This is a genomic window from Kitasatospora sp. NPDC127060 (assembly GCF_042724935.1).
GTDB lineage: Bacteria > Actinomycetota > Actinomycetes > Streptomycetales > Streptomycetaceae > Kitasatospora.
This window is the reverse complement of the sequence record NZ_JBHXEG010000162.1, coordinates 1-6,483: the sequence shown is the minus strand read 5'-3', so window position 1 is coordinate 6,483 and position 6,483 is coordinate 1. Positions and strand designations below refer to the sequence as shown.

Annotated in this window: 4 protein-coding genes and 1 pseudogene; 3 read left to right on the top strand and 2 right to left on the bottom strand. The window is 73.6% G+C overall.

The window, feature by feature from the left end; genetic code table 11:
- Positions 1 to 33: 33 nt before the first annotated feature.
- Together ACFWIS_RS40205 and ACFWIS_RS40200 are read right to left on the bottom strand one after the other, a co-directional pair.
- Positions 34 to 255 carry an acyl-CoA carboxylase epsilon subunit gene (locus ACFWIS_RS40205; protein ID WP_380463889.1) on the bottom strand — a complete coding sequence of 74 codons (222 nt, stop codon included), beginning with the start codon at positions 253 to 255 and terminating at the stop codon, positions 34 to 36.
- 28 nt (positions 256 to 283) lie between these two features.
- Complete coding sequence (locus tag ACFWIS_RS40200; RefSeq protein WP_380463887.1) at positions 284 to 1,894, bottom strand: acyl-CoA carboxylase subunit beta; 1,611 nt, start codon at positions 1,892 to 1,894, stop codon at positions 284 to 286.
- A gap of 235 nt (positions 1,895 to 2,129) precedes the next feature.
- On the opposite strand from ACFWIS_RS40200, the gene ACFWIS_RS40195 reads away from it, so the two are divergent.
- The 3 genes and pseudogenes from ACFWIS_RS40195 to ACFWIS_RS40185 all read left to right on the top strand — a co-directional run.
- Positions 2,130 to 3,023 (top strand): biotin--[acetyl-CoA-carboxylase] ligase, encoded by an 894-nt coding sequence (locus tag ACFWIS_RS40195; protein WP_380463885.1) that lies wholly within the window; start codon positions 2,130 to 2,132, stop codon positions 3,021 to 3,023.
- Between the two features lie 171 nt (positions 3,024 to 3,194).
- On the top strand, positions 3,195 to 4,316 hold the full coding sequence (locus ACFWIS_RS40190; protein WP_380463883.1) for an adenylate/guanylate cyclase domain-containing protein: 1,122 nt from the start codon (positions 3,195 to 3,197) through the stop codon (positions 4,314 to 4,316).
- A gap of 247 nt (positions 4,317 to 4,563) precedes the next feature.
- A pseudogene (locus tag ACFWIS_RS40185) lies at positions 4,564 to 5,787 on the top strand (diguanylate cyclase domain-containing protein); the annotation flags it as partial.
- Positions 5,788 to 6,483 lie beyond the last annotated feature (696 nt).

Sequence of the window (6,483 nt, the reverse complement as noted above, 5' to 3'; positions counted from 1 at the left end):
GGCCGACCTCCCGCCCCGCCGCCGGAGACGGAGCTAGTGCGCCCAGCCCGAGGTCCGCCAGGCGTTGACGCCCGGGTGGACGGCGGGGCGGAGCAGGCGGGAGCGGTCGTTCCAGGGGGAGGCCGGGCCGGCACCGGCCAGGCGCGCCGCCTCGGCGGCGGCCTGCGCGGCGGCGGCCCGGGCCTGGACCACCGCCAGGACGGTGGCGAGCTCCTCGGGGGTCGGCTGCCCGTGCAGCACGTGGATCGGGGACATGGCTGGTTCTCTCCCGAGAGGGTGGTGCCTACAGGGGGATGTTGCCGTGCTTCTTGGGCGGCAGCACCTCGCGCTTGCCGCGCAGCGCCCGCAGGCCCCGGACGATGTGCCGGCGGGTCTCGCTCGGGGCGATCACCGCGTCGACGTAGCCGCGCTCGGCGGCCAGGTACGGGTTCAGCAGGGTGTCCTCGTACGAGGCGATCAGCTCGGCCCGCTTCTCGTCGACGGTGCCGGCCGCCTGGGCCTCGGCGATCTCCCGGCGGTGCAGGATGTTGACCGCGCCCTGGGCGCCCATCACCGCGATCTGCGCGGTCGGCCAGGCCAGGTTGAGGTCGGCGCCCAGGTGCTTGGAGCCCATCACGTCGTACGCGCCGCCGAAGGCCTTGCGGGTGATCACGGTGATCAGCGGGACGGTCGCCTCGGCGTAGGCGTAGATCAGCTTGGCGCCGCGGCGGATGATGCCGTCCCACTCCTGCTCGGTGCCGGGCAGGAAGCCGGGCACGTCCACGAAGGTCAGCACCGGGATGTTGAAGGAGTCGCAGGTGCGGATGAAGCGCGCGGCCTTCTCGCTGGCGTTGATGTCCAGGCAGCCGGCCAGGTCCATCGGCTGGTTGCCGACGACGCCGACCGCGTGGCCCTCGACCCGGCCGAAGCCGGTGATGATGTTGCCCGCGTACAGCGGCTGGGTCTCCAGGAACTCGCCGTCGTCGACGATGTGCTCGATCACCTTGCGCATGTCGTACGGCTGGTTCGCCGAGTCCGGCACGATGGCGTCGAGTTCGAGGTCCTCGTCGGTGACCGTGAGGTCCGCCTGCTCGGGGTAGGACGGCGGGTCGCTCAGGTTGTTGGAGGGCAGGTACGACAGCAGGCTCTTGACGTACTCGATCGCCTCCTTCTCGTCCGTGGCCAGGTAGTGGGCGTTGCCGGACTTGGTGTTGTGGGTGCGGGCGCCGCCCAGCTCCTCCATGCCGACGTCCTCGCCGGTCACCGTCTTGATCACGTCCGGGCCGGTGATGAACATGTGCGAGGTCTGGTCGGCCATCACCACGAAGTCGGTGATCGCCGGGGAGTAGACCGCGCCGCCCGCGCAGGGGCCCATGATCAGCGAGATCTGCGGGATGACGCCCGAGGCGTGCACGTTGCGGCGGAAGATCTCGCCGTACAGGCCGAGCGAGACCACGCCCTCCTGGATCCGGGCGCCACCCGAGTCGTTGATGCCGATGACCGGGCAGCCGGTCTTCAGCGCGAAGTCCATCACCTTGACGATCTTCTCGCCGAAGACCTCGCCGAGCGAGCCGCCGAAGACGGTGAAGTCCTGGGCGAAGACGGCGACCTGACGGCCGTCGACGGTGCCGTAGCCGGTCACCACGCCGTCGCCGTACGGGCGGGTCTTCTCCTGCCCGAAGTTGGTCGAGCGGTGCCGGGCGAACTCGTCGAACTCCACGAAGGAGTCCTCGTCCAGCAGCTCCAGGACCCGCTCGCGCGCGGTCTGCTTGCCCTTGGCGTGCTGCTTCTCCACGGCCTTGGACGAGCCGGAGTGCACCGCCTCGTCCAGCCTGCGCCGCAGGTCGGCGAGCTTGCCGGCGGTGGTGTGGGGGTCGTACGGCGCCTCGGTCATCCGGTGGCTCTCCCTGATCATCGGCCGCGACCTGTTCGAGTGCGCGCGGGCCGGGATCGGGGGCTCGCGCACGAGGGCAGGGCGGCGCTGCGAACTACCGCTGCGTAGCGTAGCCAGCGCGAAGGGCGATACGGCATGTCCTGGCGTTATGGCCATCGACACAGTGTGTCAACGAGCGTTCTGCGGGACGATGGGGCGGACTGCGCCTCTGTGGTCCGTCCTGCCGCGGGCCCGTCCTGGTCCTAGGGTGGCCACCATGACCGCACCCGAGACCCCCCGCCGCAGCGGACTGCGCGGCTTCGGCCGTACCGGACCGTCCCCCTGGACCGACCTGGACCGGCCGCCGCTGGACCAGGCGGCGCTGCGCCGCGAACTGGTCGTCCCGGGCGGGCTCTGGACCTCGCTGGACGTCGTCGCCGAGACCGGCTCGACCAACAGCGACCTCGCCGAACGGGCCCGCGCCGGCGCCCCGCAGGGCACCGTGCTGATCGCCGAGGCGCAGAGCGCCGCCCGCGGTCGGCTGGACCGGCAGTGGACCGCCCCGGCCCGCTCCGGACTGTTCACGTCCTTCCTGCTGCGCCCCGAGGAGGTGCCGGTCGAGCGGTACGGCTGGCTGCCGATCCTGGTCGGGGTGGCCGTCGCCAGCACCCTCGACCGGGTGGCCGGGGTCGAGGTCGGGCTGAAGTGGCCCAACGACCTCCAGACGGAGATCGACGGCGCGGAGCGCAAGCTCGGCGGCATCCTCACCGAACTGAGCGGCGGCGCCGTGGTGGTCGGGATGGGCCTCAACGTCTCGCTGCGCACCGCCGAACTGCCCGTCCCCACCGCCGCCTCGCTCGCGCTGTCCGGCGCCACCACCACCGACCGCTCCGTCCTGCTGCGCGCCCTGCTGCGCGAGTTCGCCGGGCTGTACCGGGAGTGGACGGCCGCCGCCGGCGACCCGCACACCAGCGACCTGCTGCGCGCGTACGTGGACCGCTGCAGCACGCTCGGCCGCCGGGTGAAGGTGCACCTGCCCGGCGACCGCGAACTGGTCGGCGAGGCGGTGGCGATCGACGGGGACGGGCGCCTGGTGGTGCGCACCGCCGACGGCGCACGCCGGGCGGTCGGCGCGGGGGACGTGGTCCACGTCCGCCCCGAGCCGCGCTGAACGGCACTCTTCACCTCTCCTTGACTCGGGCGGATGCTCCGGATCACGCGATTCCGTGCGAACATTCCACCTGGCAGGTGTGAGGCGCGCCACTGTCCGCCCGGGTGGCGGGCGGTGCGCCCGGACAGGTAGGACACGAGGCAAGTGCGGCAACCGCACGGGGACGGACCGGTGGCAGAGGACGGCAGCGGAGCGGCGGCGGGCAACCACGACCCCACGGTCGCGCTCGAACTGGAACGCCTGATCCTGGACGCGCCACGCCGCTACACCCCGTACCAGGCCGCGCGCGCCGCCGACGTCCCGATGGAGCTGGCCACCCGCTTCTGGCGCGCCATGGGCTTCCCCGACATCGGCCAGTCCCGGGCCCTCACCGACGGCGACGTGATCGCGCTGCGGCGCCTGGCCGGCCTGGTCGAGTCCGGACTGCTCAGCGAGTCGATGGCGATCCAGGTGGCCCGCTCCACCGGCCAGACCACGGCCCGGCTGGCCGGCTGGCAGATGGACACCTTCCTGGAGAACCTCACCCAGGCCGTCGAGCCCGGCCTCACCCGCGCCGACGTCGCCTACCCGCTGGTCGAGCTGCTGCTGCCGGAGCTGGAGCAGTTCCTGGTGTACGTCTGGCGGCGCCAGCTGGCCGCCGTCACCGGCCGGGTGGTGCAGGCCGCCGAGGACCACGAGATCACCAGCGGCCGGCTCGCGGTCGGCTTCGCGGACCTGGTCGGCTTCACCCGGCTGTCCCGGCGGCTGGAGGAGGAGGAACTCGGCGAGCTGGTCGAGACCTTCGAGAACACCTGCTCCGACCTGATCGCCGGCCAGGGCGGCCGGGTGATCAAGACCCTCGGTGACGAGATCCTCTACGTCTCCGAGGACCCGGCCACCGCCGCCGAGATCGCGCTCAGCCTGATCGACGCGCTCGCCGAGGACGACAGCATCCCGGCGCTGCGGGTCGGCATGGCCTTCGGGACGGTCACCCAGCGGATGGGCGACGTCTTCGGCACCACGGTCAACCTGGCCAGCCGGCTCACCTCCATCGCGCCCAAGGACGCGGTGCTGATCGACGGCGAGTTGGCCGCGGCGCTGGAGCAGAACGGCAGCGTCGCGCCGGCCGACTCGGAGGGGCCCGGCCTGGCGGAGGCGCTGTCGGTGGCGGCCGGGATGCCGGCCTCCGGGCTGCCGGTGCCGGGGCCGGACACGGGGGCGCGGTTCCACCTCCAGCCGATGTGGCGTCGGCCGGTGCGGGGGCTGGGGCTGGTGGAGCCCTGGCTGCTGTCGCGGCGGATGAAGCCGGAGTAGACGGCGCCGGAGTAGATGAGGCGGAGCAGCGGCCGGGCCCCGAGGCTTCGGCGGTGGGCCGCTCGGACGGGTGCCGAACGGTTGAAGACCGTACGGTTCGGTGCGGTTCCATCCGGGCAAACGGGGCATAACCGAACGAACTCGCCATAGTCTTGGTGCAAGCGGCCGGACGGGTGCGGCCGACCGGTGGGGGCCCGGCAGGGCCGGGCACAGGGAGCGAGGCGATCCGGTGAGCAGTGAGGCGATCATGACGGACCGCGGCTGCGACTGCGAGAGCCCGCACCACTGCGACCCGCTGCCCGACCTGCGACTGCAGTCGGTGGTCGAACTCGCCCAGGACATGGCCGGGGCGCTCACCCCGCTGGAGGCCGTCCGGGCCGCCGCCACCCGGGCCACCGAGGCACTCGGCGCCACCATGGCCGCCGTCTCGGTCTGGGACCGCGAATCCGGCCGGCTGCGGGTGCTGGTCAACCACGGCGAACTCGCGCCCGGCGAGGAGGAACTGCCGGAGGACGAGTCGTACCCCGTCGCGGACTTCCCGGAGATCGTCACCTACCTGGAGGAGCGCTGGACCACCGGGCGCCTGCCGCGCGCCTGGCTGCAGACCGCCGAGAACGCCGAACCGCGCACCGGGCACGTCCACCCGACCGCCGGCGCGTACTGCCAGGAACGCGCCGCCGCGCTGCGCCGGCGCGGCCGGGCCTGCTGCGTGGTCGCGCCGATCGTGCTGCACGGACAGGCCTGGGGCGAGCTGTACCTCGCCCGGTCCACCGGCATGCCCGCCTTCACCGACGCCGACGCCGACTACGCGACCCTGCTCGCCGCCCAGGTCTCGGCCGGCCTCGCCCAGACCGAACGCCTCGCCGACCTGCGCAAACTCGCCTTCTCCGACCCGCTCACCGGCCTCGCCAACCGGCGCGCCGTCGACGCCCGGCTGGAGAGCGCGCTGGAGGCCCACAACCGCGACAACACCGTGGTCTCGCTGGTGGTCTGCGACGTCAACGGACTGAAGCGGGTCAACGACCAGCTCGGCCACGAGATGGGCGACCGGCTCCTCGAACGCTTCGCCCACCAGCTGTCCCTGGCCGCCGCCAAACTGCCCGGCAGCCTCGCCGCCCGGCTCGGCGGCGACGAGTTCTGCCTGCTCGCGGAGGGCCAGAAGGCCGACGAGGTGGTCGCCGTCGCCGAGGAGCTCTGCGCACGGGCCCTCGCGCTCGCCGAGGGCGAGGGGGTCGCCTGCGGGGTCGCCTCCACCGGCGACTCCATCGGACCGGTCACCACCCCCGACCGGCTCTTCCGACTCGCCGACGCCGCCCAGTACCGGGCCAAGGCCGCCCGCGCCGCCCACCCCGTCGTCGCCGGACGCAGCCACGGCCCCGGCTTCGCACCCGACCCCACCGTGCTGCTGGCCGACGCCGCCGACCCGCACCACCGCGCCGACGGGCGCCGCGGGCCCGCCGGCCGGGCCGGCACCGCCGACCGGCGGCGGTTCCGCGGCGCCGCCCACAGCGCCGACCCGGGGCAGCTGCTCACCGCCGTCCTCGCCGCTCTCGACCAGGCCGCGGCCGCCCGGGCCGTCCACCCGGCCGACACCCTCGGCAAACTGGTGGTCGTCGCCGAGACCTCCGCCCGGCTGCTCGACGCGGTCGGCTGGTGGGTCTCGTACGTCCCGCCCGGCTCTCAGCTGATGCGCACCGCCCAGCACGCCGTCTACCGGATGACCAGCGGGCCCAGCAGCAGCCGTGCCGAGACCCAGCGGGCCCAGATCGAGGCCCCCGACGCCGTCTTCGACCTCCGCCACTACCCGATGACCCGCCGGGCCGTCCGCGGCGGCTCCTTCTCGCTGCGCGCGGGCGCGGCGGGCAACGACCCGGCGGAGGAGGCGATGCTGGTCGTCTCCGGCTACCGCGGGATGGTCGCGGCGGGCGGGCAGAACGCGGGGGGTGGGTGGTTGGTGGAGCTCTTCGCCGACGACGCGACTCTGCCGCTCGGGCAGGTCGTCCATGCGATGCGGGCTCTGGTGGCGGTGGCGTTGGCGGGGGCGGCTTCGGCTCCGGGGCTGTGAGGGGCCGCTGCGGGGGGCTGTTGTCGGGGGGTGGGCTTTCGGGAGGGTGGGTGGTTGCGGGGGCGGTTCCGGGGGTGGGTGCTCCGGGGGCTGGGTGATTAT